At 47.4% G+C, this 23,714-nt stretch carries 26 protein-coding genes; 3 read left to right on the forward strand and 23 right to left on the reverse strand.

Annotated features, from left to right (window positions below; translation table 11 throughout):
• Nucleotides 1-172: 172 nt before the first annotated feature.
• The 11 genes from AN618_RS01695 to hprK all read right to left on the reverse strand — a co-directional run bounded on the left by AN618_RS01695 (nucleotide 173) and on the right by hprK (nucleotide 10,719).
• Nucleotides 173-655, reverse strand: a complete 483-nt coding sequence (locus AN618_RS01695) for a hypothetical protein (RefSeq protein WP_066351281.1) — start codon at nucleotides 653-655, stop codon at nucleotides 173-175.
• Between the two features lie 73 nt (nucleotides 656-728).
• Nucleotides 729-1,307 (reverse strand): hypothetical protein, encoded by a 579-nt coding sequence (locus tag AN618_RS01700; protein ID WP_066351283.1) that lies wholly within the window; start codon nucleotides 1,305-1,307, stop codon nucleotides 729-731.
• Nucleotides 1,308-1,383: 76 nt separating this feature from the next.
• Entirely contained in the window at nucleotides 1,384-2,697 is a 1,314-nt protein-coding gene (locus AN618_RS01705) for a histone deacetylase family protein (protein ID WP_066351286.1), read from the reverse strand.
• Nucleotides 2,698-2,708: 11 nt separating this feature from the next.
• Nucleotides 2,709-4,370 (reverse strand): hydantoinase/oxoprolinase family protein, encoded by a 1,662-nt coding sequence (locus AN618_RS01710; protein ID WP_066351291.1) that lies wholly within the window; start codon nucleotides 4,368-4,370, stop codon nucleotides 2,709-2,711.
• A gap of 12 nt (nucleotides 4,371-4,382) precedes the next feature.
• On the reverse strand, nucleotides 4,383-5,297 hold the full coding sequence (murB, locus tag AN618_RS01715; RefSeq protein WP_066351294.1) for a UDP-N-acetylmuramate dehydrogenase: 915 nt from the start codon (nucleotides 5,295-5,297) through the stop codon (nucleotides 4,383-4,385).
• A gap of 122 nt (nucleotides 5,298-5,419) precedes the next feature.
• Nucleotides 5,420-5,623: a hypothetical protein gene (locus AN618_RS01720; protein WP_066351296.1), complete on the reverse strand. Its 204-nt coding sequence runs from the start codon at nucleotides 5,621-5,623 to the stop codon at nucleotides 5,420-5,422.
• 38 nt (nucleotides 5,624-5,661) lie between these two features.
• Nucleotides 5,662-7,011: an ABC transporter substrate-binding protein gene (locus AN618_RS01725; protein ID WP_066351299.1), complete on the reverse strand. Its 1,350-nt coding sequence runs from the start codon at nucleotides 7,009-7,011 to the stop codon at nucleotides 5,662-5,664.
• 61 nt (nucleotides 7,012-7,072) lie between these two features.
• Nucleotides 7,073-7,921: a D-amino-acid transaminase gene (gene dat, locus AN618_RS01730; RefSeq protein ID WP_245628340.1), complete on the reverse strand. Its 849-nt coding sequence runs from the start codon at nucleotides 7,919-7,921 to the stop codon at nucleotides 7,073-7,075.
• A 17-nt stretch (nucleotides 7,922-7,938) separates the two neighbouring features.
• On the reverse strand, nucleotides 7,939-8,691 hold the full coding sequence (locus AN618_RS01735) for a phosphatase (RefSeq protein ID WP_066351303.1): 753 nt from the start codon (nucleotides 8,689-8,691) through the stop codon (nucleotides 7,939-7,941).
• Nucleotides 8,692-8,714: 23 nt separating this feature from the next.
• Complete coding sequence (locus tag AN618_RS01740) at nucleotides 8,715-9,770, reverse strand: bifunctional phosphoglucose/phosphomannose isomerase (RefSeq protein WP_066351305.1); 1,056 nt, start codon at nucleotides 9,768-9,770, stop codon at nucleotides 8,715-8,717.
• Nucleotides 9,771-9,792: 22 nt separating this feature from the next.
• Nucleotides 9,793-10,719 carry an HPr(Ser) kinase/phosphatase gene (gene hprK, locus AN618_RS01745; protein ID WP_066351308.1) on the reverse strand — a complete coding sequence of 309 codons (927 nt, stop codon included), beginning with the start codon at nucleotides 10,717-10,719 and terminating at the stop codon, nucleotides 9,793-9,795.
• A 97-nt stretch (nucleotides 10,720-10,816) separates the two neighbouring features.
• Here hprK and AN618_RS01750 point away from each other — a divergent pair, with 97 nt between their 5' ends.
• From AN618_RS01750 to AN618_RS01760, 3 genes are all read left to right on the forward strand, one after another.
• Nucleotides 10,817-11,014 (forward strand): DUF1540 domain-containing protein, encoded by a 198-nt coding sequence (locus tag AN618_RS01750; protein ID WP_066351310.1) that lies wholly within the window; start codon nucleotides 10,817-10,819, stop codon nucleotides 11,012-11,014.
• Nucleotides 11,015-11,136: 122 nt separating this feature from the next.
• Nucleotides 11,137-12,018: a ComEC/Rec2 family competence protein gene (locus AN618_RS01755; protein WP_083514985.1), complete on the forward strand. Its 882-nt coding sequence runs from the start codon at nucleotides 11,137-11,139 to the stop codon at nucleotides 12,016-12,018.
• A 38-nt stretch (nucleotides 12,019-12,056) separates the two neighbouring features.
• Nucleotides 12,057-12,272, forward strand: coding sequence for a DUF3006 domain-containing protein (locus AN618_RS01760; RefSeq protein ID WP_066351312.1), 216 nt, complete (start codon nucleotides 12,057-12,059; stop codon nucleotides 12,270-12,272).
• On the opposite strand, the gene AN618_RS01765 is transcribed toward AN618_RS01760, so the two are convergent.
• The 12 genes from AN618_RS01765 to AN618_RS01820 all read right to left on the reverse strand — a co-directional run bounded on the left by AN618_RS01765 (nucleotide 12,269) and on the right by AN618_RS01820 (nucleotide 23,468).
• Entirely contained in the window at nucleotides 12,269-13,384 is a 1,116-nt protein-coding gene (locus tag AN618_RS01765) for an aminopeptidase (protein ID WP_066351314.1), read from the reverse strand. The genes AN618_RS01760 and AN618_RS01765 overlap by 4 nt on opposite strands.
• Nucleotides 13,385-13,412: 28 nt before the next feature.
• Nucleotides 13,413-14,318, reverse strand: a complete 906-nt coding sequence (locus AN618_RS01770) for a radical SAM protein (protein ID WP_187694858.1) — start codon at nucleotides 14,316-14,318, stop codon at nucleotides 13,413-13,415.
• A gap of 254 nt (nucleotides 14,319-14,572) precedes the next feature.
• Entirely contained in the window at nucleotides 14,573-15,112 is a 540-nt protein-coding gene (locus AN618_RS01775) for a 2-oxoacid:ferredoxin oxidoreductase subunit gamma family protein (RefSeq protein ID WP_066351316.1), read from the reverse strand.
• 4 nt (nucleotides 15,113-15,116) lie between these two features.
• On the reverse strand, nucleotides 15,117-15,860 hold the full coding sequence (locus AN618_RS01780) for a thiamine pyrophosphate-dependent enzyme (protein WP_066351318.1): 744 nt from the start codon (nucleotides 15,858-15,860) through the stop codon (nucleotides 15,117-15,119).
• Nucleotides 15,860-16,918 carry a 3-methyl-2-oxobutanoate dehydrogenase subunit VorB gene (locus tag AN618_RS01785; RefSeq protein ID WP_066351323.1) on the reverse strand — a complete coding sequence of 353 codons (1,059 nt, stop codon included), beginning with the start codon at nucleotides 16,916-16,918 and terminating at the stop codon, nucleotides 15,860-15,862. The genes AN618_RS01780 and AN618_RS01785 overlap by 1 nt, the downstream gene beginning before the upstream one ends.
• Before the next feature lie 2 nt (nucleotides 16,919-16,920).
• Complete coding sequence (locus AN618_RS01790) at nucleotides 16,921-17,145, reverse strand: 4Fe-4S dicluster domain-containing protein (RefSeq protein ID WP_245628341.1); 225 nt, start codon at nucleotides 17,143-17,145, stop codon at nucleotides 16,921-16,923.
• 22 nt (nucleotides 17,146-17,167) lie between these two features.
• On the reverse strand, nucleotides 17,168-18,241 hold the full coding sequence (buk, locus tag AN618_RS01795) for a butyrate kinase (protein WP_157081594.1): 1,074 nt from the start codon (nucleotides 18,239-18,241) through the stop codon (nucleotides 17,168-17,170).
• Nucleotides 18,242-18,265: 24 nt separating this feature from the next.
• Complete coding sequence (locus AN618_RS01800) at nucleotides 18,266-19,318, reverse strand: Glu/Leu/Phe/Val family dehydrogenase (protein ID WP_066351327.1); 1,053 nt, start codon at nucleotides 19,316-19,318, stop codon at nucleotides 18,266-18,268.
• Nucleotides 19,319-19,359: 41 nt separating this feature from the next.
• Nucleotides 19,360-20,250: a bifunctional enoyl-CoA hydratase/phosphate acetyltransferase gene (locus tag AN618_RS01805; protein ID WP_066351329.1), complete on the reverse strand. Its 891-nt coding sequence runs from the start codon at nucleotides 20,248-20,250 to the stop codon at nucleotides 19,360-19,362.
• 152 nt (nucleotides 20,251-20,402) lie between these two features.
• Nucleotides 20,403-22,112, reverse strand: coding sequence for a sigma-54 interaction domain-containing protein (locus AN618_RS01810; protein WP_066351330.1), 1,710 nt, complete (start codon nucleotides 22,110-22,112; stop codon nucleotides 20,403-20,405).
• A gap of 47 nt (nucleotides 22,113-22,159) precedes the next feature.
• Complete coding sequence (locus AN618_RS01815; RefSeq protein WP_066351331.1) at nucleotides 22,160-22,798, reverse strand: thiamine diphosphokinase; 639 nt, start codon at nucleotides 22,796-22,798, stop codon at nucleotides 22,160-22,162.
• A gap of 76 nt (nucleotides 22,799-22,874) precedes the next feature.
• Entirely contained in the window at nucleotides 22,875-23,468 is a 594-nt protein-coding gene (locus tag AN618_RS01820) for a 4Fe-4S binding protein (protein ID WP_157081595.1), read from the reverse strand.
• Nucleotides 23,469-23,714: the final 246 nt, after the last annotated feature.

A 23,714-nucleotide genomic window follows, 5' to 3' on the forward strand; every position in this document is an offset into this window, starting at 1 on the left:
TTATTACTAGGATCGGCGTCCACCTTGCCGCTCCCCCCTTTTAATAAAAAATTCCCTTCATAATGCGAAGGGTAAAAGTTCACACCGACTCGCATCCGCACTTACATTATATTCTACCGATTTTATATGTCAAGAGCAAACCAAAAGAGAGGTTGAAAAACAACCTCTCTTTTTACTGGAGCTGCTGGCTGATTTGATGCTGCTGTTGCTGCAGCTGTTGCAATTGCTGTTGAAGCTGTCCTAACTGCTGCTGGCCCTGCTGCCCGAAGGTTTGATTTTGCTGACCGAAAAACTGCTGATTCAACTGCTGGAGCTGCCTATTGAACTGGTCTAAAAGCTGGTTCATCTGGTAAAAGACCTGGTTTGCGTGAATGCTCTGCTGAGCCTGATTCAGGGCGTTTATCGCCTGCTGTATGGCCTGGCTAACCTGATTGTCGGTCTGTTGCTGCTGGGTCTGTGCCTGGTTCTTTAATTGATTGAGCAATTGTTGAAACTGGTTGGCCGTTTGTTGTCCGCTCAACTGCTGTTGCTGCTGCTGTTGCTGCTGATATTGCTGAAGCTGGGATTGCCTTAGCCTCTCTGCCATCTCATTAGAAAATTCTACATCTTTTTTCCTTTCTTGAATCGTCGCTTCCAGGTCCTTTTTTTCAGTCATAATTATCCCCCTTTATTGTTTTTCTCTTTTTTAATATACCCGGGGGAATTTGATTTAAACAAAAAAAATATGGTTATTGCAGCATATTATCGAGCGAATTGCTGAACTGACTGAGGACCCGGTTTCTCAGTATGTTTTCCTGCGCAGCGTTTAACGTCGATAGAACCTGCTGAATGGTCTGTTGAATCGACATCACGGGATTTACATTCGCCTCCGGATATGCACCAGAAGGTTGGTACAGGCCGTTTTTTAGTTGATTTTCTATATTTTTTAAGTCAAGGATGAGTTTTTGGGCGGAGGAATTAAAGTTTTCCACCCGGCTTTCAAAGACGCCTGTAAATTGGTCCAAAGCGTTTTCTACTTCAGCAATTTTCTCCAGTATGTTTATTCTCTGCTGCCCCACCTGTTTTTGCAGCAACTTTGTGTTGGACCCGGCCAGCCACTTTGAAAGCAGGCTCTGGTTTTGTTCAAGGCCCGCTTCCAGGTCCTTCAGGCTGGTTTCGACGTAACTTTTTACCTGTTTCAAACTATCCTGGATATTTTTTAAATTTCTAACATCATTTGTCATATTCGATTTAATCTGGTTGCAAAGGGATTCCAGTTTCTGATTGCTTTCCGAAAAAGCTTCAGCCATTCCCTGGATTGAATTCAAAAAAATTCACCTCCTGCGCTCTATCAGTAAATATTTTTACCAGGCAGGAGGTCTTTTCTTCATCCATATTTTTCCATTATTTTTTTACTTTAAATTCGTCGTTTACCCTATCCTGAAGGTATATGCCGGTGTAGTCACCAGGGTCCGCAACTTCGTAAATTTTTCGAGCTTCCTCAACACACCTTGGGCATGCTCCGGGAGGTATTACAATTGCGAGGATAAAATACCCGAGGTCGCATTTCGACTTTATCATAGTGTACCCCGAACACGACCTGCACACCTTTATGGTCTCTTCCTGATTTTCCATTATTCCTATGGTATCGTAATATATCCTTTTGTTCCTCCGGACAAAGTCCTTTCCATCGAACATCTTTCTTGCAATTTCTTCCTTGCGAAGCCACCGCCCGTATATATCGTTACACAGGCGCTTTATGTAATCGGAAATCCACCCCGGCTGTCTCATTTTATCCGGGTCATAGTCGGGTTCCTTCACATGCGAATAGTCAAGGCCGGCCAAAGCCAAAATTATGCCCAGGTTTACGTAAGGCAGCGCCCCTTCTATGGAATATCCTCCCTCTAAAACCGCTATATCGGGGTCTAAAAGTTCGGTCAGTTTAGCATAACCTTGCGCTGTAAAATTCATATTGGTTATGGGGTCTGTATAATGGTTGTCCTGACCGGCCGAATTGACTACGAGGTCGGGTTTGTATTCCTTTATTATCGGCATGACCAGGTTTTCAATAACATAAAGAAAACCTTCTTCACCGGTCTGTGGGGGAAGGGGTACATTTACCGTATATCCATAAGCGCCCGGTCCTCCCATTTCGTCCGGGAAACCGCTGCCCGGATAAAGCGTTCTGCCGTCCTGGTGAAGGGAAATAAAAAGGGTGTTCCTGTCGTTCCAGTATATATCCTGGGTACCGTCGCCATGGTGGCAATCGGTGTCGACTATGGCCACTTTCTTCGGTCCAAAGGATTGCCTTATGTGCTCCAGCATTATCGCTTCGATGTTTATTATGCAAAACCCCCGGTCTCCGTACACCACCCTGTGGGCGTGATGTCCCGGCGGCCTGACCACGGCAAAAGCCTTATCTACCTTCCCTTCGAACAGCGCCCTTGCAGCCGCTATGGCCCCGCCCGCCGAAATCACGTGGGATTTGGTCACCACCGAATCCACATCTGGCACGCAAAAATGCACCCTCTTTATATCTTCCTCCTTTGCCAACACGGGATTAAAAAACTTGATGCCTTCGATATCCTCCACACCTTCCTCGCTGACCTGATCCAGGGTATAAAGCAACCTTTCTTCTCTTTCGGGATGGGTAGGGCTTATAGCCCAATCAAAAGCCGGGAAAAAAACCAATCCCAGCCTGTTTTTTGCCTTAAGCATCCTCATCCCCCTCAATCCATTTCAAAACTGCTAACGCCGGGTTTTATCTGAGCTTTGACCCTTATGTTCCTGCCGACGGTGTAAAAGCCCCTCACCATGTTAAAGCACGATTCCTCAACTATTTCCGCCTCCGCATCCTCGGAAAGCGACCCCAGCGCTGACGCCCTTTCCTTTATCAACTCCATCGCTTGCTTTCGGGCTTTCTCCAGATTGAAATCCCTGCCTATTTTTTCCCTTATTCCAAGTTCCGGCACCGTCAGGTAACCCTGTGCCGTATCGGCAATTAAGTTTATTTCGGCCGTTATCCTGCTCAAAGCGGCCCCGATGGCATTAGCCACTTCGAAGTTTTCGGGAACAACGCACGGAATTTTTAACTTTCGTTCCAGCATCAAAGACAGCGCCTTTGCGGGCCCGCCGATTATGACGGCTCTCTTAGGAGTTATCTTTTCCCCGTATAAAAGCTCCCGAATGGTATAAACCGGCCTGCTATTCAAATCCTTAAGGAGTTCATACACCCGTTCCTTTATCAAATCTCCCATCCTGTCAAGAATTAAATGCGCTGTTTCCTCTGGCGATATCCCCATGACCTCCCCTAACTCTTTCATGGCAATATAGGCCTTTTCCTTTTTTCCGAGGTTTAAAAGCTCTAGTAATATCATCGCATCGGTGGGTGTAGGCATCGGCCCTCCTAAAGCTTTAGGCGGTCCTTCCCTTCGGGGGCCTATAACCAGTTTATCCCCTTCGAACCTCACGGCACTATCGCCGCCGATAGCAACCGAGTGAGAGTAAATAGCCCTCACAAGGGTGGGATAAGCTCCGATCTTAATCCCCCTGGGTTCGAGCAGAGGAATTCCTCCTGCAAAAAAAGAAATATCGGTCGTAGTCCCACCTATATCCAGAATTACCGCATCTTCGTGGTTATCGGAAAGCACCCAGCATCCCATAACGCTGGCGGACGGCCCTGATAAAACGGTATACACCGGGAAAGACACTGCTTTTTTAAGGTTCATCGTTCCACCGTCAGCTTTGAGCACATTTACGGGGGCTCTTATCCCTCTTTCTTCAAAAGCTTTATCTATGGCCGAAGCGAAAAAACGAAAGCGTTCGTACACGGCCGCATTCAGATAAGTAGTGTAAACTCTTCTCGGAAAATTTAGTTTCCCGGAGAGGGCATGTCCCATCGTGACCGGACAGAAATCCCCTCCCAGCAATTCTTTCGCTTTTAGCTCGTGAACGGGGTTACGGACGGAAAACTTGGTCGCAATACCGACGCTTAAAATCCCCTTCTCTTTGAAGTGCACGGAAGCATCACGAACTATGTTCTCATTAAAAGGCTTCACTTCCTGACCGCGGTGGTCTATGTAACCGTCCAGAAAAACGTTTTCTTCGCCGCACGCCAAAAATGAAGCATCAAGCCCGGGGCCGCTTTCCAATATCATGCCTACGGGCGATGTCTTTCCCTCAAGCACTGCGTTGGTGCAAATGGTGGTGCTCAAATTAACCCTGTTTATCTTCCCGGGGTCGACATCCTCCGTCAGTTCATCAATTGCACTACAAATACCTTCAACTATGGAACCGGAAGAATAGGGCACTTTTGCCGTTCTGAGGACCTTTCCATTGCTTAAAAGCACAGCGTCAATATGAGTGCCGCCGACATCGAGGCCTATTATCACTTTTCTTCCCCCCTATCCCTCTCCGACCACTTTTATTTCGGGTTCAAGCAAAATGCCAAACTTTTCTTTTACCCTGTTTTGAATAATTTCTATTAAACTAAGCACGTCTTTGGCAGTGGCATTGCCGGTATTCACTATGAACCCGGCGTGAAGCTCTGAAACCATTGCATCTCCCACTTTAAAACCCTTCAACCCCGCCTTTTCAATCAAAAAACCCGCATAATTCCCCGGCGGTCTTTTGAAGGTGCTGCCTGCGCTGGGCATATTTAGAGGTTGTTTCATTTTTCTCCTTTTCGAAAATTCCTCCATCTTTCTCTTAATATCTTCGTATGCTCCGGCCTCTAGCTCAAGCTTCGCTTCCAGGACGATTTTTCCACCGGTTTGAAGCTTGCACCACCGATAAGAAAAATCCAGTTCTTCGTTTTTCATGGAAGATATTTCTCCCTTTAAATCCATCACCACCACTTCTCTTACCACTTTGGCCATTTCGCCATCGTACGCACCTGCATTCATTATTATCGCCCCGCCGAGGGTACCCGGAATACCGCTTGCGAACTCCAAGCCGGTAAGACCGTTTTCTAAAGCCGCTTTGGCGACCAAAGACAAAAGCGCACCAGCCCTGGCTTTTATTATATTGCCCTCTACTTTAACATCGTTGAAATTCTGGGCAATTTTAATTACAACTCCTCTTATCCCCTTGTCCCGCACCAGCAGGTTCGTGCCATTTCCCATCACGAAAAAGGGGATGCTGTTTTGGTTGCAATAATTTACCACCTTCCTTATTTCGTCGACGTCTTGAGGCAGCACCATCACGTCTGCAGGTCCGCCTATCCGGAAAGAAGTGTGATATTTCATTGGCTCGTCTATTTTCACCCTGTCAGAAGGTATTACCTTACAAAGGTCGTTGTAAATAGAAATTTTGTCCACGGCTATCTCCCTTTCGCTAGAACTTTATTAGAATCATTATTACATCTCAAAAATCACACTCCTAACATAAATTATACATTAATTCTACAAACTATTTCTCAGAGTCGAAGAAAATTTTATCCCTAAGTTTTCGAAGAATAAGCTTCCAATATGTTTTCATCATATAAAATTACAAGGGTGTGCGGTACAAGGTCTGCAAAAAAAATAAAACCGCCGTTTAAAGCAAATCCGCTCATGTCCACACGGATAACCGTTATAATGGTATAACTACCGCATCGTACCGGGTAAATCCCCATATAAAAGCTTTCGGTCATTGCTTTCGACATGCAGATCCCCCCGGATTTCCGGCTAAATTTTTATTCCGCTATTTAGAATTTCCATCAACAGGAAAATCTTGCGCGAAAGCTTCCCGAACTTTCTTTATTTCCGCTTCCGCGTCTATTAAAGCCTGCTCGGGGGTTTTCTTGCCGAGGATGGCTTGGCGTATCTGGGTCGTGATTATCTCTTCAACCATGGCAAAATTCGGGATTTTTGGGAGTATCTCTGAATCATCGAGTATCTCTTTCATCCGCCTCATAAAAGTATCCTTTGTCATTTTGTCTTGAAGGTCCTTTATGGCGGGAAACACACCGTATCCAGATAATGCTTCCTGTTCCTTTTCAGAAGTTATAAACTTCAAAAATTCGGCGCACAAGGCCTTCTTTTTGGGGTCTTCTTGCTTAAAGATGGAGTATCCGGCTACGGTGGCAATCGGTTTTGCCTTTCCGCTTCCGGAAGGATAGTGGGCTATTTCAAAATTAAAGCCGTTTCCTTTTTTTAGATTCTCTTTTAGAATGTTAATGGCCCAGGGACCTGCGGGATACACAGCTATTTTCCTCTTTTCAGCAAAATCGCCCCACACCTTTTTTTCATCGCTCGTGCCAAAATCTTCGGGAACCACCTTGTACTTGGCCGAAAGGTCCACAAGTTTGCCGAGGGCGGATATGCCTTCGGGACTGTTGAGCGCAAAATTGCCATCCTCGTCGAAAATTTTGGCTCCATCCATGGTGAGGAAATTCCAGAGCTGGTAACTTCCCGCAGCAAGCAAGGCGCTGAACCCGAAACACTCGGGCTTTCCGTCCCGATTTTTATCAACAGTCAATTTTTGGAGGGATTCCACGAACTCTTGATAACTCCACCTTCCATCCGGTGGGATCTTTACATTTCTTTCCCGAAACATATCGGCGTTCAAAAACAACGCGTTCGTCGTTATGAACCACGGAAAGCCGTACAGTTTGCCTCCGTAGCTCAAAGAATCCAAAGTTCTCCGGTCGTACTTTTCGAGCTCTTCTTGTGTGAAGAATTCATCCACCGGCTCTAGATAACCTTTGAGGATGAAGTCGATATCTCCGGCCACCGGTGCTATATCTGGGTTGGTGCCGGTTGCAGCGGCTGCTTTAAGCTCAATCGGGCCGTACTCCCACTTCATTTTTCTAAGATGCACGAATACCCCCGGGTGGGATTTTTCGAATTCGGCGATCTTCTTTTCTATCCATCCGAAGCTGTTCCCTTTTTCATCTTTCCAGCGCGGAAAATCCCAGAGGGTTATCACTACCGGGACTTCTTTTTCTTCATTTCTTCTCGCATCATGTCTTCCTTCGCACCCTGTAAGGGACAAGGAAATCAGTATGGTCACAAGAAAGCAAAAAAAACGGGTAAAAGGTATCAAGCGCATGACTTTGCCCTCCCAATACCTTTTACCCTATCTATATTACCGTGCGAGGAAAATTATACGCCTACTGGTTAACGGTCTTTGTCAATTTTCGGAATTCCTCGATTATACTTCTTGTCAAATCCCCGGGAACACCGTCTCCTATTATCTTCCCGTCCACTTTTACTATCGGCATGACCTCGGTCATCGTGCCGGTCAGGAATACTTCGTCCGCATCGAAGAGCTGGTCTAAAGAGAAGGTCTCTTCCTCGAGCTCCAAACCCAATTTTTCGGCGATTTCGAGCACAACCCCCCTTGTAATCCCGTGCAAGATGAGATTGTTGGCCGGATGGGTAAGGAGCTTTTTGTTTTTTACTATGAACACATTGCTGCTCGAAGCTTCGGTGACTATATCGCCCCTGTGAAATATGGCTTCGTAGGCGCCCGCCTTCTTTGCCTTTTCCTTGGCGATGCAGTTCGGGATGAGCTGCACGGTTTTTACATTGCAGCGCATCCACCGCTCGTCTGGGACTGTGATGGCGCTCACGCCGTTTTCATAGTACTCTTCCGGCTGGGGTTTGGCCTCGCGCGCAATAACCACCCAGGTGCATGTGCTTTTCTCCGGGAAATTGTGCTGGCGCGGCGCCGCACCGCGGGTGACCTGGATGTAAACCGAAGCATCCTTAAATTCTCCATCCGCCACCGCCTTTTTGCAAACTTCTTTCAAATCTTCGATGTCAAAATCGAAATTCAAGTATATCTCCTGGGCGCCTTTCTTCAGTCTTTCTAAGTGCCTATCCAGATAAAAGAACCTGCCTTCGTAAACCCTTACGACTTCATAAAGGCCATCACCGAATTGAAATCCCCTGTCCTCCACCGATACCTTTGCATCACTGTAGTCCACTCTCTTTCCGTTCAAATAAACAACGGTCATCACAAAAACCCCCCAAATTAAATTTTTGCTCCAGGCTCCCGCCTTACCGCCGGTATTTCCCTTCCCTTCGACTTTAAATAAGAGATTACCTTTTCGACCGAGGTATTGAGTATATTTTCCTCGGGAAGGCCGGCTTCCTCTATCACGCTCAGGGCCTTTTCAAAATTGCCCACGTCGAAACATATATGGGCGTCGCTGCCAACTACAATCTTCGCGCCGAGTTTTGCCGCCTTTTTTGCTATCAGCAGGCAGTTTTCCTCGCTGCCGCGCCGGCTTACGGTAAAAGAACTGTTGTTGATTTCAAGATGCACGCCGAACTCTATAGCAGCTTCAACAACTTTATCTATATCAATCGGGAATTCCGGATTCCCTGGATGCACAAGCACATCCACATGAGGATTTTTCATGGCGTTGATGGCCGCCCGGGTGTTTTCTTCCACTGTGCCACCGGGGTAACAGTAAGTGTGAAAGCCCGCAAGTACTATGTCCAGATTCCTCAAATAATTTTCCGGCAGGTCTAAAGTCCCGTCGTAATCCAGAATATTGGCCTCTACCCCGCGAAGGATGAAGACACCCTCAATTTCTCTTGGCAAAACCTTCAGGTTGCCGAAATGATAAGGATGGGGGCCGCCCGGCATCGAAGGCCCGTGGTCGGTTATGGCTATCATTTTGAGACCTTTAGTCGCGGCGGCCTTAGCATTTTCGATGACGGTGCTATAGGCGTGGCCGCTTGCCACCGTATGACAGTGAGTATCCACTTCCAGTTTCAAAAAAATCACTCGCCTTCATACTTTTAGTCTTTCATGCGGCTTTTCAGGGTGTTTATAAAATCTATTTCGGTCGGGTCTTTTTCATTTAATACGGCAAGATAGGCGCTCACGTAATCACCGAAGATCACGTGGTACATAATTCTCTCCAATCTGGTTTCTCCAAGCGGCCATACCTCATTTACGCCCGAGACCATTTCCTTTATCAGAGCCGAAGTAATTTCGATTCTCTTTTTGACGCGTTCGTTTTCTTCAGGCGACCTTAAAATCACAATTTCCATCATTTCAAGGAGTTTAGGATCACCTTCGAAGCCCATTATCTCGTTGTGATTGAGCTCGGGGAAAACATTGAAGAATGCCGGATGCTTGCCGTTTTCATTCATTTGTCCCTTCCAGCGCACCGCCAGGGCGTCGGTTACCCCCTGGGAGCCGTATATGACGGGAATTTTGCCGTAAAGCCTCCTTGCAAGGGTCTTAGCCGGGTTTTTACCTTCCGGAACTTCGGGCGCCAAATCCTGCCTTACTTTTTTCATAAGTCCAATGGCACCCGAAATCTGCTTTGCACAATTATGAACGATTCCCACTTCTTCCAAAAGTACCAAAAGCGGCATGAAAGAATATCCTATGGCCGCGCGCGGCGGCATCCCGGCCGGTATAGTAATCACCGGCACTTCATCCGCCATAGCTTTATTTTTAAGCTCTCCTCCTGTTGTTATGGCCACAATCTGGGCTTTCTTCTCCTTTGCTTCATCATAAGCCGCAAGGGTCTCCTCGGTATTCCCTGAATAACTGGATGCTATTACCAAGGTCCTCTCGTCCACAAATGAAGGCAGGTGGTAATCCCTGTTCACGAAAATAGGCAGATAGCATGAATCCTGGGCCATCATTCTGGTGAGGTCGCCGCCTATGGCCGACCCTCCCATTCCGCATATAACGACGTTGACGATATTGTGAAACTTCAGGCCCTTTACCGCACTGTCTGCGATCTTTACTGCCTCCTCGCATTGTTCCGGCAGTCTGTAAATGAGGTCGAACATCCTTTCTTTGTCTAGCTGCTTTATTTTTTCTAGCTCATCTAACATTGATCATACCTCCTTTGTATGGTTATTTACTCCCTTCTTCCTGGATTTTGTCCATAACCCTGCGGGCAAAAATGAACGCGGCATTATAGCCCATCGCCTTCAACCTGCGGTCCATTGCCGCCACTTCTATAATGGCGGCGAGATTTCTCCCCGGTCTTATCGGAATGGTCTTTTTCGGAATCGAAGATTCCAAAATCGTTATCATTTCCTCCTCCAGGCCAAGCCGGTCTTTTTCTGTATATTTTTCCCACTCTACCATTTCTATCACCAAATCTATTCTCATGTCATCTCTTACGGCTCCTGCGCCAAATACGGTCTTCACATCTATGATGCCAAGGCCCCTCACTTCCAGGTAATGGCGAACCACTTCGGGAGCCGAACCTATCAATACATTTTTGGCGACCTGCTTTATTTCCACCACATCGTCGGCCACCAGACGGTGACCTCTTTTTATGAGTTCTACCGCAGTCTCGCTCTTTCCTATCCCGCTTTCACCGACCAGCAAGATTCCCACACCGTAAACATCCATAAGAACCCCATGAACGGTAGTCCTGGGAGCCATTTCGCTTTCAAGAAAGTCCGTCAATCTGCTCATGAGCCTGGTAGTGGCTTCCGGGCTCCTTAGCACCCACCTGCCGTGCTTTTTCGCAAGGTTCAAAAATTCCTCGGAAGGTTCCAGGTTCCTGGTTATTATAACGCATGGAATTTGGTACGAGAAAAGTTTTTCCAGGCGCTCGTATCTCACTTCAGGAGGCAAGCTTTTTAAAAAAGTGATTTCCGTCATGCCGAGTATCTGGATTCTTTCATAGGCAAAATAATCGAAAAACCCAGCGAGCTCAAGGCCCGGCCGGTTGAGGTCGATGACGGAAATTTCCGGCAAACTTTTTGATTTTACGAGAACCTCCAGGTTAAATTTATCGATGACCCGTTGCAAATTTAACCTATTCAAAATTTACACCCCGTAAAATTAATTCTACAAAAAAGAGTTAATTCCTCCCATGTGGAAATACTAGTTAGTAGAAAACTTTTACCGCGGAGGTGTGACCATGCCCAATCTAAAGTGCAACGTCACCACCTGCAAATACAACAGGAACTTAGAGTGCTGCGCCGAAAACGTTATGGTCAATGCCATAAGGCCCAACTGCACTTCTAAAGAAGGCACCTATTGTGACGCCTATAAGAGAAAAGATGCCACTGATGGCGGAACCTGCGCCGGCGGCGACAATAGGTTTTGCTGGGATTAACCGGTCCGGGCTAGGGGCATAAACCCCCTGGCTTTTTTAGACCTTGCTATAAACCATTAAAATCTGTTAAAATATCATCATCCCGGTATATCTCAACATCTCGCAATGAAAGGAAAAGGCCCATGAAAAACATCAAATTTGCTTTCATCTTATATCTTTTGCTTACAATACTCACCGCTATACTTCTTGCCGGTTGCTCGGTAGAAGTTCAACTAGAACAGGAAAACAAAGATGTCCCTCCCGGAACACTCAAGGTTAGCTTTTTAGACGTCGGCCAGGCCGACAGCATTTTTCTCGTCTTTCCCGGAGGTAGTACCATGCTGGTGGATGCCGGAAACAACGACGATTCAGAAACGATAATCAATTACATAAAGGGTCTAGGAATAAAGAGAATCGACGCCGTTGTCGTCACCCACCCTCATGAAGACCATATAGGTTCCATGGACGAAGTGATACGCTTTTTTGAGATAGGGAAAATCTACATGCCCAGGGTTACCACCACCACCAGGACTTTCGAAAATTTTCTAAATGCTGTATCCGAAAAAAACCTAAGGATTACCCCATTAAAAGGCGGTATGAATATACCCCTGGAGGAAGATGTCGATATTCGGGTGCTTGCCCCCAACAGCGCCCGCTACGATGAATTGAACAACTACAGTGCCGTGCTTAAAATAACTTATAAAAATACTTCCTTTCTTTTAACCGGCGATGCCGAAAAGCTCTCGGAGGAGGAAATGCTTAAGAAAGGCTACGACTTGAAGGCCGACGTGCTCAAAGTGGGGCACCACGGCAGCAGTTCAAGTACCTCCATAGGATTTTTGAAGGCGGTATCGCCGAAGTATGCCGTAATAAGTTACGGAAGAAATAACGACTACGGCCATCCCCACCGGGAAACCCTGCAAAATCTAAATAAGTTCGGGGTAAAAATATACGCGACGGCTGAAGATGGCCATGTAGTAATGGAAAGCGACGGCACAAAGATAAAAGTCACGACTTCAAAGTAAAGAAATATAAGTAATAGGTAGCAGCGGGAGGGGAAATAATGGGTAAAAAAGGCATAATAGACCGTTTCGAGGGGGACTTTGCCGTCATCGAAACAGTTGACGGAAGGATGATAAATATAAAAAAGCATCTCCTTCCCGAAAATGCCCGGGAAGGAGATGTGATAGACTTAGAGCATCTCTCGATAGACGAAACTTCGACCCGACTGCGGAAGGAAAAAATCGAAAGACTCGCTGAAAGGCTTTTTGAAGATTAAGCCAGATTTTCGGGATTTAGCCCCTGGAGCTCTTCAGGCACAAAGCGCCCGTCCTTCCTTACCAGCACATCGTCGAACCATATCTCTCCGCCGCCGTACTCGGGCCTCTGGATGTACACCAGGTCCCAGTGAATGGCCGAGTCGTTGCCGTTGTCGCACTCCTTGTAAGCCCTTCCGGGAGTGAGGTGTATACTTCCCGATATTTTCTCATCGAAAAGCGTATCCTTCATGGGTTTTAATATGTAGGGGTTGACCCCGATGGCAAACTCGCCGATGTACCTCGCACCTTCATCGGTGTCCAAAATTTTGTTGAGCCTTTCTGTATCATTGGCGGTGGCCTTAACTATTTTGCCGTCCTTGAACTCAAACCTTATATTTTCGAAGGTATATCCCTGGTAGAGCGCCGGTGTATTATATGTTATGTAGCCGTTAACCGAATTTCTGACGGGTGCCGTGTAAATTTCGCCGTCGGGAATATTTTTTTTGCCGTCGCACTTTACCGCGTTGATGCCTTCTATGGAAAATTCTAATTCGGTGCCCGGGCCTGTTATCCTTACCTTTTTGGTCTTATTCATGAGGTCCACCAAAGGATCCATGGCCTTCGACATCTTTTCGTAATCAAGACAGCAGACCTTAAAGTAAAAATCCTCGAAGGCCTCCGTGCTGGTGTCGGCCAGCTGGGCCATCGAAGCGTTGGGGTATCTTAAAACGCACCATTTGGTGCGGGGGACCCTTATGTCGCCGTGAACGGGTTTGGTGTAAAACTGCATGTAAATCGATTTTTTCTCGTCGGGCACATCGGAAAGCTCCGCCGCATTGTCCCCGCCTCGGATTCCTATATAGGCGTCCATGTCCTTCATCCGCTCCGCATCATAGCGGGCCATCATGCTTGCAATTTCCTCGTTTAAGTTCATCATTATCTCCCGCTGGATCTCCTGCATTCCTAGGGAAACGAAGGGCTTTGCCCCGGTTCTGTAGGCCTCCCGCACCAGTTCCTTTATAAGCGGCGCTTCTCCAGGCCCCCCTTCGATCAGTATCTTTTCACCTTCCTTAAGCTCCACCGAATAGTGAATAAGGATTTTGGCCAGTTTCTCAAGCCTAGGGTCTTTCACAATAATCCCTCCCATTTTTAAACAAAAATTATACTCCTTCTAAATCGAAATCCGGCACGTACTTTGGGGAATCGGCCCCCTCTTCCTGAGCAAAACCATTTTCAAGCCCCAATTCAAAAAAATACTCTATTACCTCCTCATATTCCTCCTTGGACAGCGGGCGATTTATTTCCGGAAATTCACCGGTCCTGAAACACGGCATGTACTGGCCCATGAGGCTTACGTATACGCCGGAAGGCAAATTAGATTTTATAAAACCGAGGACTTTTTTAGAATCTTCCTTTAATCCGGGCAATACCAGGTGCCTTATAATTAGCCCCCTTTTTATGATGCCCTTTTCGTCGAAAACCGGTTCTCCCACCTGGCGGTACATCTCCAAAATGGCCTTTGTGGCGCACCTGAAATAGTCAGGTGCGTTTGAATATTTCCTGGCCGGGGTTTCGTCGCAATACTTGAGGTCCGGAAGGTATACGTCCACCAGGCCTTCCAGCATTTGGAGCATTTCAGGGTTTTCATAGGCGTTGGAATTCCATACCACGGGAACGGTAAGCCCTTTATCTTTTGCCTTTTCCAGCGCCGATGCAAGCTGGGGCGTATAAATCGTCGGCGTTACCAGGTTTATGTTGTGCACCCCCTTTGCCTGGAGGTTTAAAAAAATTTCCACAAGATCCTTTTCTTCGACAGCCTTGCCGAACCATTCCTGACTTATCCTGTAATTCTGGCAAAAGACGCACTTCAAGTTGCAACCTGAAAAAAACACGGTCCCTGAACCTTTATGGCCGCTTATACACGGTTCTTCCCAGCGATGGGCAAAGGCTTTTGCCACCACTATTTTATCAAGAGCACCGCAAAACCCCTTCTCACCTTTTAACCGGTTGACACCGCACCGCCTCGGGCAAATCCGGCAATTTTCGAGCAATTCTTTTGACTCCAACCCCCTCACCCCCGGTGGATTTAACCCCCTATATCCTTTTTAGGTATTTTGTCTATTTTATTCGCTTCATAATATCAGTTTGTTATTTTAACACTTTTTCTTTAAACATAAAACACCACTCCAAATCCGGATACCTGCAATAAGCAACAATACTTATTGAAAAATTCGTGATAAAAAACACCTATATAAAAAACACCCGGTGATACCGGGTATCCCGGTAAAACCGGGCTTCAAGGCATTATATCCTCTGTATATTACTTTTGTACTTCCGCGATTCCCCTTTTCAGGGCCTTCTCGTTTATCTCCATCATGTTTTTCCGGTGGGCGGGGAGGAAATAGTCTATGGACTTTATCACGGTTTCCGGTTTTACTATTCCCGTTTCGCCGATGAGCACTCCCAAGGCCACCATGTTGGCGACTCTCATGTTTCCAAGCTCATCGGCTATGCCGGTGGCATCGACTTCGATCACCTTTATATTGTCCCTTGCGGGCCTTTCGTCGATTAAGGCTTTATTTAAAATCACTATCCCCCCGGATTTAACCATCGGTGTGAACTTTTCCATGGAGGGCTTGTTCATCGCCACAAGCACATCGGGCGAAGATATGATTGGCGACGGAATCCTTTTGTCCGAAATCACCACCATGCAGTTTGCCGTTCCGCCCCTCATTTCCGGACCGTACGAAGGAATCCAGGAAACTTCTCGCCCCTCCAGCATCGCGCTGTGGGCCAAAATCTCGCCCATCAACATTATCCCCTGACCGCCGAAACCTGCCATAATGATTTCCATCTTCATTTTTCTATCCCTCCTTCGGCTCTTTAAAAACGCCCGGCGGAAATACCTTTACCATTTCGTTCTTTACCCAATCTACCGCATCTTTGGGCTTCATTCCCCAGTTGGTCGGGCAGGGGGATAAAATTTCCACTAAAGAAAATCCTTTTCCTGAAAGCTGCATTTCGAAGGCCTTTTTTATATAGCTTTTCGCCTTATTTATATTCTTGACATCCGTGAGTTCGGCCCTGGCCAAAAACGAAGGCCCGTCCAGGGTCGCCAGCATTTCGCACACCCTAATCGGGTATCCTGCCATTTGCGGATCTCGCCCGTAAGGGCTGGTTTCGGTTTTCTGCCCTACCAGCGTGGTGGGCGCCATCTGCCCGCCGGTCATTCCGTATATGGCATTATTCACGAAAATCACCGTTATATTCTCACCCCTTGCAGCTGCGTGGACGATTTCCGCGGTTCCTATGGCTGCCAGGTCCCCGTCGCCCTGATAGGTAAACACCACTCGGTCGGGTAGGGCCCTTTTAATTCCTGTAGCTACGGCTGGAGCCCTTCCGTGAGCCGCCTGCTGCATATCGCAATCAAAGTAGTTATAAGCCAAAACGGCACACCCTACGGGAGCGACGCCTATGGTTTTGTCCTGGATGCCAAGTTCATCCATTACCTCGGCCACCAGCCGGTGTATAACACCGTGACCGCATCCGGGACAATAATGGGTTTTGGTCGGCTGTAAGGATTTCGGCCTTTCAAAAACCACTTTCATCAGGAAAGCCCCCTCATTTTCTTTATTTCTTCGAATATCTCTTCGGCGGTCGGCACCATACCACCCGTTCTTCCGTAGAAGTACACCGGAGCGCGCCCTTCTACCGAGAGTTTCACATCTTCCACCATCTGCCCCAAGGACAGTTCCACAGTCAGGAATGCTTTGGCCTTTGGTAAAACTTCTTCGAAGGCCTTTTTGGGATACGGCCACAGCGTTATGGGCCTTATAAGCCCCACTTTTATGCCATCTTCCCGAGCCATTTCCACAGCCGCATGGGCTATTCGGGCGCAGATACCGTAAGCCACCACGAAGTACTCGGCGTCATCGCCGTTTAATATTTCGTATCTTTGTTCTTTTGCTTCAATTTCCTGGTATTTTTTAAAAAGCTTTAAGTTGTGCTCTTCGAGCTTTACGGGGTCGAGGTAAAGGGAATTTATAACGTTGGTCTTTTGCCTTCCCATCTTGCCCGTGGTGGCCCAATCCTTTGGCGGAAGCTGTCTTGCAGGTCTTTCTTTAAACACCACCGGCTCCATCATCTGTCCTAAGATTCCATCGCCGAGGATGAGCACCGGGTTTCTATACATATCCGCCAGGTCAAAGGCATCGTACACCAAATCCACCAGTTCCTGCACGGATGAAGGTGCGAGGACTATCGTCCTGTAATCGCCGTGGCCCCCGCCGCGGGTTGCCTGGAAATAGTCCGACTGAGCGGGCTGAATGTCTCCGAGGCCCGGCCCTCCCCTCATGATATTCACTATCACACATGGCAGCTCGGCGCCGCAAAGATACGATATTCCCTCCTGCTTGAGGCTTATGCCGGGGCTGGAGGAAGATGTCATGACCCTAACCCCCGCTCCCGCGGCTCCGTACACCATGTTTATGGCCGCCACTTCGCTTTCGGCTTGCAGGAAAACCCCGCCCCTTTTCGGCATTTCCCTTGCGAGGTATGCAGGAAGTTCGCTCTGTGGCGTTATGGGATATCCGAAAAAGCACTTGCATCCCGCCCTAATGGCCGCTTCAGCCAGGGCTTCATTACCTTTCATAAGAACCTTTTCCAATTTTACTTTCCCCCTTTTTCCTCGCGGTAAATCGTAAATACTACATCAGGGCACATGGTGGCGCAAAAGCCGCAAGCTATACACCCTTCTTTCGCGGCAACGGGATGATAACCTAGAACGTTTACCGAATCATTGTCAAAAAAGAGCACCTTTTTGGGACAAACTTCGATGCAAAGGCCGCAGCCCTTGCACCTGTCTTTATCTATGATAATCTTGCTCAATTTCATGCCTCCCATCTTCTAAAAAGTTTTAAACGTACTCTTTCGGCCTTTCTTCGCCGGCAAGCACCCTTAAGGCTCCTTCCGCAAGGGCTTTGAGCTCGTCCTCACCAGGGAAAACGTATACCGGCGCTATGAAGGATACCCTTTCTTTTATCCATTCCACCAGCATTTCGTCGTGGGCAAGCCCCCCGGTAAGGATGACTGCGTCGACTTTTCCGCAGAGTACCGCAGCACAGGCGCCTATTTCCCTGGCCACCTGATACGCCATGGCTTCGTACACCAGCTTTGCCTCCTCGTTGCCTTCCTGTATCATCTTTTTTATTTCTCTCGCGTCGTTGGTCCCAAAATAGGCCACAAGTCCGCCCTTGCCCGCCAGCATTTTCTTTATCTCATTTATGGTCAAATTCTTCGTGAGAACCAATTTTGCAAAATCCATCAACGGCAAACGGCCCGCCCTCTCGGGTGAAAAAGGTCCTTCGCCGTCCAGGCCGTTGTTTACTTCTACTACTCGACCTCTTTTATGAGCCCCTACCGTAATGCCCCCGCCCAGGTGGGCCACGATTAAATTCAGCTCATCGTACCTTTTCCCCATATTCCTCGCAAGGCGCCTTGCCACGGCTTTCTGGTTTAAAGCGTGGAACACACTGCGACGTCTTATCTCGGGAATACCCGTAACTTTTGCAACAGGTTCCAATTCATCCACCACCACCGGGTCCACTATGAAGGCAGGTATTCCCAGTTCCCGGCCTATTTCGTGGGCCAAAATTCCTCCTAAATTGGAAGCATGCTCTCCGTACACACCATTTTTCAGGTCTTCTAGCATCCTTTGATTTACGGCGTACGTTCCTCCTTCTAAAGGCTTTAAAAGTCCTCCGCGCCCTACTACGGCTTTGAGGTTACTCAGATTATAACCCCTGGATTTTATTACATCAAGGATTAACTTTTTCCTGAAAGGATATTGAGCTACTATGCTATCGAACTTCGAAAGCTCTTCGGATGAATGGGCGATTTTTTCTTCGAAAACGAGATTTTCGCTTTCAAATACGGCAATTTTGGTAGAGGTCGAACCGGGATTTATAGCCAGGATTCCCAAGGCCACCAGCGCTTTCCTCCATTCTTTGAAGATTTAGCTGATTTGATTAAATTTTTTCATGAATATCCTTTCGGCTATCATGTCAGCCGCCCTGGCAGTGGTAACCTTTTCTTTTTCTGCAAACTCGAAAACTTCCTTTAACCTCTTGGGGATTATCTTAAGCTTTTCGTTGACCAGTTCGCGGCTGTAAATTTCCCCTGACACTTCGATTGAAACGTTGATTACCCCTCCGCCGTTTATCACGTAATCGGGAGCATAAAGGATTCCTCTTTTTGCTAGCCTTTCCGCAAAACTCTCGTCCTTCAGCTGGTTATTGGCAGCACCGGCCACTATTTTGCACCTTAGTCTGTCCACGGTATTTTCGTTTATGACCGCGCCGAGTGCGCACGGAGCAAATATATCGCATGCTACATCGAATATTTTGTCGGGGTCTACCGCCTCAACACCGTATTTTTCTTTTGCTTCGTCTATCCTGTCGGAGTATATGTCTGTGACCACCAGCTTTGCCCCGGCTTCCGTCAAAAGCCTCACGAGTTCCATACCCACATGACCAAGGCCCTGTATAGCCACAACCTTTCCTTTCAGGTCATCGTTGCCGTACACCCACTCGCAGCAAGCTTTGATGCCCAGGAAAACGCCAAAGGCTGTGATGGGCGATGGGTCTCCGCTCTTTCCATCAAGACCCGCGACGTAAGAGGTTTCCTGCGCCACGTATCTCATATCCTCCGGACAGGTTCCGACGTCTTCGGCGGTGATATACTTGCCACCCAGGCTGTTGACGAATTTGCCGAATGCTCTGAAAAGTTTCTCAGACTTGTCCTTCCGCGGGTCGCCTATTATTACCGATTTCCCACCGCCAAGGGGCAGGTTCATCATGGCATTTTTATAGGTCATACCCCTTGAGAGCCGCAGGACATCCCTTATGGCGTCCTCCTCCGAGTCGTAGCTCCACATGCGGCATCCGCCCAGAGCAGGTCCTAAATTCGTATTGTGAACCGCAATTATGGCCTTGAGGCCCGACTCCGGATCGTTGCAGAAAACTACCTCCTCATGGCCCATTTCGCCAATCACTTTAAATATTTCCATTATTATCCCTCCATTTAAATTTTATGAAAATTTATTTTGCTCTAACCAATAAGCGCGCTCAGCGCAATCGAGTAGGTCTTGCTCTCATCGGAATCGGCTCGGGAAGTCAGCACCACCGGAACTTCAGCTCCTACCACAACGCCCGCTACTTTGGCTTTGGCAAAATAAACCAGGGACTTATACAGGATATTTCCGCTCACAAGTTCGGGTACCAGCAAAATGTCTGCATCACCGCCTACCGGAGAATCGATGCCCTTGTGAGCGCAGGCTTCTTTCGACACCGCATTGTCCAGGGCTAGCGGACCATCCACTATGGCATCCAGCCGGTCCCTCTGGGCCATCTTGGACAAGATAGCCGCATCCATCGTCGAAGGAATGGACGGATTTACTATTTCCACCGCCGACAAAACAGCAACTTTTGGACGCTCCATACCCAGGCTTCGAGCCACTTTCAAGCTGTTTTTCATTATCTGGTATTTCTGCGGCAAATCCGGGGCGATGTTCATTGCGGCATCGGTAACAAGGATTAGCTTTTCCATATGGGGTACCTGAAAAACCGCAACGTGGCTCAACAGGCGGCCGCCCGTGAGGGATTTATCACCGGAAACGATGCCCTTTAGAAAATCCCTCGTCTGTATGAGTCCTTTCATTAATGCCTGGACCTCGCCTTTTTTGGCCATTTCAACCGCGAGCGTTACAGCCTTGACAGTATCCTTTTCGTCAATAATCTCTAAATTTCGTCTTTCCATCTCGAGCTTATCCAATATCGGCTCTATTTTCTCCTTGTCTCCTACGAGGACACCATTTATCAATCCCAAATCGCTCGCCGCCTTGACGGCTTTTAATACATCTTCATCTTCGGCTTTTACTACAGCCATCGTCTTGGTATTTGCCCGGCGGGCAATGTCTAGCATTTCCTTAAGCGACTTCACTCGACCACCTCCGCAAATATTAAATAGGCAAAATTCGTGCCAATTTCAAAAAAAAAGAAAGGCGGCATTTTCCGCCTTTTTTCGAATCACCGGGACTGCAAATTTTTGCACTTCATGCAAGGTATTACATGAAATATTTTGCATTACCCGATTTAGAGATTATATTTTTTAAGTTTGTAAAACAGGTTTCTAACCGAAATCCCGAGTATCCTGGCGGCCTCATTCCTGTTTCCACCTGTTTTTTCGAGGGCTTCCTTGATGGCTTCCCTTTCCGCATCTTCAAGGATATCCTTTAGCGGCTTTGAAATTCCGCCGCCGGCGATCGTAGAGGAATCACCGCGTTTTTGATGGAAGTAAAATCGTGGAAGGTGCTTTTTTTCGATGACGCTTTCTCCGAATTCCATGTTGATTATGGCCCTGCTTATCACATTCTCCAGCTCTCTTATGTTTCCGGGCCAATCATATTCCATCAGTACATTGAGCGCTTCCTTATCTATAGCTTCAACAGCCCTGCCATATTCCTGGTTGTACTTTCTTATAAAGTGTTCAGCCAAAATGGGGATATCAGTTTTGCGCTCCCTTAGAGGAGGAATATATATGGGCACCACGTTAAGCCTGTAATATAGGTCCTTTCTGAAGCGTCCCTCTTCCACAGCCTTCTCCAGGTTGATGTTGGTTGCGGCGATAACCCTGACGTCCACCGGGATAGGTTTGCTCTCTCCAACCCTTATGATTTCCTTTTCATTCAGCACTCTGAGCAACATGGCCTGGTGGTTTAGGCCTATTTCCCCTATTTCGTCAAGGAATATGGTCCCGCCGTTGGCTTCCTCGAAAAGCCCTTTCCTGCCACCCTTTCTGGCACCGGTAAAAGCTCCATCCGCGTAGCCGAAAAGTTCGCTCCCCAAGAGACTGTCGGTCAGAGCCGAGCAGTTCACCCGTATGAACTGGTTGTGCCGCCGTTCGCTACTGTTGTGAATGGCGTGGGCGAAAAGTTCCTTTCCCGTTCCGCTTTCACCCCGCAAAAGCACCGTAGCATTGGTTTTTGCGGCATTCCTTGCCGCCTCTATGGCTTCCTTTATCGCCCTGCTTTCCCCTAATATGTCGTCGAAAGTGTACTTGGCTTCAAGATGCCTCATCCGCCGCTTTACGTACTCCAGCTCTTCAGTAAGCTTTTTTATCTCGGAAACATCGTGGATTACTGCCACGCTGCCCTTTAAACGGCCTTCAACAATTATGGGAGCGGCATGAACTATTACTTCCCTCTTGTTGGGCCCCACCTTCATAGGAACGCCTTTTATCGGTTTTCCGGTCTTCAAGACCTGGTAGTGCACACTCTCGCCTTCGGCTATGTCGACGGTGGCGGGCTTTCCTATGACGTCTTCCTTCGTAAGGCCCACTATCCTGGTGTAAGCTTTATTTACAAGGATTCCCTTACCTTGGGCGTCCACTACGGAGATGGCATCCTGAGTCGAATTTATAATGGCCTCCAGCAGGCCGTGAAGCTCCCGCAAATTCGTTACCTCTTCGGCCAGGTGTTTGACCTCCGTTATATCGCGGAAGACGGCCACCGCCCCGATTATCCTGCCGGAGTCGTCGAAAACCGGCATGCGGTTGGTAACAATGGTGGTATCCTCCAGCTCCTGCAACTGGTTGAGTTCTGGAACCCCTGTTCGAAGCACAACTGGAAGCCTGGTGTTGGGCACCACTTCTCCTACTTTTTTCCCAAGAGCTTTTTCCCCTTCTATCTTTAGAATTTTTTGCGCAGAACGATTGAGTATAATTATCCGCTCGTCGGGGTCGATTGCTATTATGCCGTCGTGGATTGAATCAACTATGGCTCCGAAAAGGTCCTTTGAAAACATAATATTCCACCTTTTTCTCAAAATTATGTATTCTCCGCCTGCAATTTTCAGCTTTCAATCCATTTTACAGCAATTAACATACCTTCTCTTATTTCCACCACGGCTTCGTCATCAAGGAAAACGTTGCTTATTCCCCTTGAGGTTCCCATAAGGAGGGTTTCATCCCGCAGAGGGTAATACAATCCACTCGTCTTTATCCCGGTCACTTTCGGCGTAACTGGTAAAAGTGATAGAATTTGTCCTTTTTGGCCCTTTATTTTTCTTTTGCCATCGACCAAAAACATCTCCCAATTTTTCCCCGCAAGCGTGAGCTCGAGTCCCCTTTTTTTAAAACTTACCATGAGAAGCACATTAGCCAGGCTGTGATCAGGCCTGTCTCCCAATCCCCCAAGCAGTACAGCTTCATCTGCACCTTCTTGCAATGCAACTTCCAAGGCCAGTTCCGTGTCGGTGAAATCTTTTTCTTTAGGAAAAGAAAGCTTCTTTATCTTGTAATACTCTATTTTCTTTTTGTCTTCTTCTGATGTAGAATCCATGTCTCCGACAATTAAATGCGGGATAATTCCCATTCTAAAGGCATGGCGTATGCCGCTGTCAGCACAAATAATCAAACTCGCACCACTCAAATATTTTTCCATTCTGCTATAATCTCCTACATGCCCTCCCGCAAAAACGACAGCCTTCATTACTGTCCTCCGAAAAAAAGTGTTCTTTTATCATTATAGCACATTTTCTCAAATTCTTCCTTCCATTTTAACGCAATTAGGCCGCATTTTTGCGGCCTGTTCCAAAGTGCAATGCCTTGACCGGGCATGATTGAATGCATACACCGCATTTCAGACAGTCGGGGGCAAGCACCTTTCCATCCTCCTTGAAAGAGTGCACCAGAATTTCCATCGGGCAGCTCCTCGTGCATATACGGCATGATTTGCACCTTCCGGAATCCAAGGTAACGGGTTCTTTTACGCCTCTTTGCGCCACCACAGCAAGGGTACCCATTGGACAAATCTTGCACCAGCTGCGAGGCGAAAAGAAATATCCGAGTATAGTCCCGATAAATGTGGTCAAAACTACCATGGTATAGAAAACCGCACCTATTCCGGTTAATGTCTTTTCTGCCCGAAAGAGATTGTAAGCCATAAAGGCCATGAGCGAAACGAAAACGGCCCAGCGAAACCAGGCTCTTTTAAGCAAAACCGGAATTCGCCGGTTTTTTTTGCCGACCCTAGCCAATACCTGGTCGTAAAAGCTGCCCCTCGGGCAGTACCTCCCACACCATATCCTGCCTTTGAAAAAACCCATCGCCACGGGTGATACCATACACGCCCCTGCCATCACCCCAAATGCAGGATTCATCAGACCGAGAATCAGAAAAATTATAAATAAGAGCCAGATCCATCTGTTAAAATTATTAATTTTCACCGCTACCCCTCCCTCTTTTGAATGGTTGTTTAGAATCCAATGAATATAGTTTTTTGTATCCCGGCCTTTAAGACAGACAGTTTTTATTTTAATAATATTATATTTCGCTGTCAATTATTATTTGCGAAATATTGTCCCCCAAATGCCACCAATATTGTGATTGTCAGGACGCAATGGTAT

The sequence above is a fragment of the Fervidicola ferrireducens genome (assembly GCF_001562425.1).
Taxonomy (GTDB): Bacteria; Bacillota; Thermosediminibacteria; order Thermosediminibacterales; family Thermosediminibacteraceae; genus Fervidicola; species Fervidicola ferrireducens.